Origin of the sequence: Allorhizocola rhizosphaerae (assembly GCF_003426775.1) — a bacterium.
Taxonomy (GTDB): domain Bacteria; phylum Actinomycetota; class Actinomycetes; order Mycobacteriales; family Micromonosporaceae; genus Allorhizocola; species Allorhizocola rhizosphaerae.
This window is the reverse complement of record NZ_QJUG01000477.1, coordinates 1-1,324: the sequence shown is the minus strand read 5'-3', so window position 1 is coordinate 1,324 and position 1,324 is coordinate 1. Positions and strand designations below refer to the sequence as shown.

Annotated in this window: 1 pseudogene; it reads right to left on the bottom strand. The window is 66.3% G+C overall.

From position 1 onward, the window contains the following. Window positions 1-31: 31 nt before the first annotated feature. A pseudogene (locus tag DM816_RS41910) lies at window positions 32-1,273 on the bottom strand (IS3 family transposase). Between the last annotated feature and the right edge of the window lie 51 nt (window positions 1,274-1,324).

The window sequence follows — 1,324 nt, the reverse complement described above, 5'->3', positions numbered from 1 at the left end:
CTGTCAAGCCCCGGGTTTGATGGAGAGTGGATTATCTGGTTTCCAGGGCTGCGGTGACCGGGTGGGTCATCGCGTGTAGGGCTTCGTGCTCGGCGGGTGGGATGTGCCCGAGTTCGCCGTGCAGACGCCGGTTGTTGTACCAGTCGATGTACTCGACGGTGGCGATCTCCAGGTCGTCCAGTCCGCGCCAGGGTCCCTTTGTTACGAACAAGTTCGGCCTTGTACAGCGAGTTGAACGCCTCGGCCATCGCATTGTCGTAGGAATCTCCTTTGCTGCCAACGGATGCGACCGCGCCGGCCTCGGCCAGCCGCTGGGTGTAGCGGACAGCTCGATATTGGACACCCCGATCGGAGTGGTGGACCAGGCCGGTCAGGTCGGCGCCTTCGGCCCGGCGCCGCCAGGTCGCCATCTTCAGCGCGTCCAGCGCCAGGTCGATGTACAGACTGGTGGCCACCTGCCAGCCGACGATCATGCGGGAGAACACGTCGAGGATGAATGCCGCGTACACCCAGCCTGCGCTTGTGCGCACGTAGGTCAGGTCCGCGACCCACAACTGGTTGGGCCCGGTCGCGGTGAAGTCCCGTTCGACGAGGTCGGCGGGTCGTGCGGTCTCGGGTGCGGGGCGGGTGGTCCGTGGGGACTTGTCGCGCAGCAGCCCCCGCAGCCCGGCCTGGCGCATGAGCCGCTCGACCGTGCACCTGGCCACGGTCACGCCCTGGCGGTTCAGCTCGTGCCACACCTTGCGGGCGCCGTAGACGCTGTAGTTGTCCTCATGCACCCGCTCGATCTGCGCGGTGAGTTCGCCGTCACGTACCGCCCGCGCCGAGGCTGGACGGGTCTTGGCGGCGTAGTAGGTCGACGGTGCGATCTGTGCCGGCGTGCCCTGAAGCGCCTGCAGGACCGGCTGGACACCGTGCTGCTCCCGTTGGGAGTCAACAAACTCGACCTTCATCGCGACGGACGGTCCAACTCCGCCGCGAAGAAAGACGCCGCGGACTTGAGGATCTGGTTGGCCCGCCGCAGTTCGCGGACCTCCCGTTCCAGCTCGGCGATTCGTGCCGTATCACCCGACGAGGTCCCGCCCGCGGCACGGACCTCCTCATCGGTCTCGGCCCGTTTCACCCACGTACGCAACGCTTCCGGATGTACACCAAGCTGGTTCGCGATCCGCCTGATCGCACCAGGCCCTGCTTGCGGGTCTCTACGCGCCTCAATCACCAGACGCGTGGCGCGCTCGCGCAACTCGTCCGGGTACTTCTTCGGTGCCGCCATAACAGCCAATCCTCCGGGTGTTCGATGTCTCCATCAAACCCGGGGCGGAAC